Origin of the sequence: Clavibacter sp. MX14-G9D, assembly GCF_032917815.1 — a bacterium.
Lineage (GTDB): Bacteria > Actinomycetota > Actinomycetes > Actinomycetales > Microbacteriaceae > Clavibacter > Clavibacter michiganensis_K.
On the sequence record NZ_JAVCVL010000298.1, the window covers coordinates 1 to 2465 of the forward strand.

The 2465-nt window shown below is 77.9% G+C and carries 3 protein-coding genes; 1 reads left to right on the plus strand and 2 read right to left on the minus strand.

Going from position 1 to position 2465, the window contains the following annotated elements; genetic code table 11:
- Window positions 1-956: LysR family transcriptional regulator (locus Q6969_RS14915; RefSeq protein WP_317231144.1), on the minus strand; the 956-nt coding region annotated here is incomplete at its 3' end.
- Between the two features lie 101 nt (window positions 957-1057).
- Here Q6969_RS14915 and Q6969_RS14920 point away from each other — a divergent pair.
- Window positions 1058-1468, plus strand: coding sequence for a DUF5997 family protein (locus Q6969_RS14920; protein ID WP_317231145.1), 411 nt, complete (start codon window positions 1058-1060; stop codon window positions 1466-1468).
- A gap of 50 nt (window positions 1469-1518) precedes the next feature.
- Here Q6969_RS14920 and Q6969_RS14925 read toward each other — a convergent pair.
- On the minus strand, window positions 1519-2465 hold a 947-nt coding region (locus Q6969_RS14925; RefSeq protein WP_317231146.1), incomplete at its 5' end, for a glycosyltransferase.

Genomic DNA, 2465 nt, shown 5'->3' on the forward strand with positions numbered 1-2465 from the left:
GGGTTCGCCCCGCCCGCGGCGCCCGGCTTCCCCGCCGCCTTGCGCGCGGTCTTCTGCGCCGCGGTGGGCTTCCGGCGGTCGCGCTCGTCGTCGTCGCGGGAGGACCGGGAGCTCGCCGCCGTGCGCCCGCGGACGATGCCCACGAGCTCCTCGATGTCGGGGGAGGCGTCGCCCTCGCGCCAGGCGACGGCGATCCGCGTCTCCGGCAGGTCGTGGACCGGCACCGCGACGACGTCCTTCCGCGCGTGCAGCCGGCCGAGCGCGTGCGGCACGACCGCGAACCCGACGCCCGCGGCGACCAGCTCGACGGCCGCGGCGGTGTCCTCGGGCAGCGGGACGGGATCCGCGCCCGCCGTGCGCCCCGGCCATCCGGGCACGGTCTCGGCGGGCTGCAGCAGGAGGTCCTCGGCCAGGTCCGTGAGGGCGACGGCGTCGGCCCGCGCGTGCGCGTGGTCCTTCGGCAGGAGCGCGACCTGCACCTCGCCGTAGAGCGGGACGATCGTGAGGCCGCGCCCGTCGACCGGGAGGCGGAGGAAGGCGACGTCGACGGATCCGTCCACGAGCGCCGGTGCCGCGTCCGGCTCCGCGAGCGGCACGACGCGCAGCGGGACGTCCGCGACGCGCTCGTCCCAGGCGCGGGTCCACTTCGCGACGGTGACCCCGGGCACGATGGCGACCACGAGCCCCCGCGGCGGCGCGGCGGCCTCCTCGGCGAGGCGCGCGTCGTCGGCGGCGATCGCGGCGCGGGCCGTGACGAGCCGCTCCTCGCCCGCGGGGCTGAGGCGCGTGGGCCCGTCGTCGCGCACGAACAGCTCGACGCCCCACAGCGCCTCGAGGTCGAGGATCGACCGGCTCACGGCGGGGCGCGACACGTTCAGGGCCTTCGCGGCGCGGGCGAAGTGCAGCTCGTCGGCCACGGCGGCGAAGTGCCGGAGGGCGGTCGGGTCGGCGTCCACGGGAGTCCCCTCGATGGCCCGCACGGTGGGTGGCGCGCAAGCGGCGGCGGGTCGATCCAGGCTAGTGCAGGCCGCGCGAGCCCCGACGGTACCCTGGGTGCATGACGAGCGACGGATCCAGCCAGACGATGAAGGCCGCGACCGCGGCGAAGAAGCTGGGCGTGCACCTCCCGGCCACCCCGGTCGAGTTCCAGGAGTCGACCCCGTCGCGCGCCGACCTCGCCGAGATGAACGAGAACCCGCCCGAGTGGCTGGCCACGCTGCTGCGCGACGGCCCGCACCCGCGCCCGGTCATCGCCGGCAAGCTCGGCGTCTCCATCGCCGGCCTCGCCCGCGGCGGCGTGACGGAGGCGCTCACCACCGCGCAGATCAAGGCGCTCCTCGAGGCGCCGCCGCAGTGGCTCGTGCAGGAGCGGGCCACGCAGGCCGAGGTCCGCGAGGAGCAGATCCGCGTGAAGAACCGCGACGCCGGCCGGGCCGCCATGGCCGCCGAGCGCGACGCGCGCGGCTAGGGGCCCAGCCCCCCTCGCGTTGGCCGCGCTCGCCGCGCCGACCGCGTGCATCAGCGCGCGAGCGCCTCGATGCGGCGGAGCACCTCGTCGACGGGCGGCAGCGACTCGCACTCGCGCCGCACGCGCTCCGCGGAGCGCCGCACCGCCTCGGACGCGAGCAGCCGGGACGCCTCCCGGCCGATGTCGGCGGGCGTCGCCGTCACCGCGTCCAGCAGCGCCCCGCACCCGAGCTCGGCGACGCGGCGTCCGTTCGGGAGCTGGTCGGCGCCCAGGGGGAGCACCAGCACGGGCACGGCGCGGGCGAGCGCGCCCATCACGGATCCGGAGCCCCCGTGCGTGATGGCCAGGTCGACGAGCTCCAGGACCCCGTCCTGCGGCACGTGGCGCTCGACGCGGACGCGCTCCGAGGCGACGGCCACCGCCGCCGGGTCGAGACCCGGCCCCGTGGTGACCAGCACGCGGCACGGCAGGGCGGTCAGCCCCGCGAGGATGCGCGGGAGCAGGTCGCCGGACGCCGTCGCGAACGCCGTGCCGAGCGTCACGTAGACGCGGCGCTCCTCGCTGCCCGCGGCCAGCCAGGCGAGGGCGGGGTGGTCGCGTCCCGGCTCGGGCGGTTCCGGCCGCATCCGCACCACGGGCCCGTCGCCGTCCCCCGTCGCGCGGAGGGACGGCGGGAACGGCACGACCGCGAGGTCGCCGCGGATGCGCCGGAGCCCCGACCCCGGGGGCAGGCCCGAGTCGGCGCGGAGGCGGCCCAGCGGCTCGCGGATGGACCCGATCCACTCGTCCGAGGCCGTCGCGAGGACGTCGACGACGACGACCGGGACGCCCGCGCGCTCGGCGGCGACCATCGCGCCGAAGTCCTGGCCGTCGCACACGAGCGCGTCGACCCGGTCCTGCCGCAGCAGCTCCGCGACGTGGTCGCGCGCGACCTCGGCCGGCTCGCCGAGGAAGATCGCGGCGACCCGGTGGAGCACCTTCGCGGGATCCACCGGGT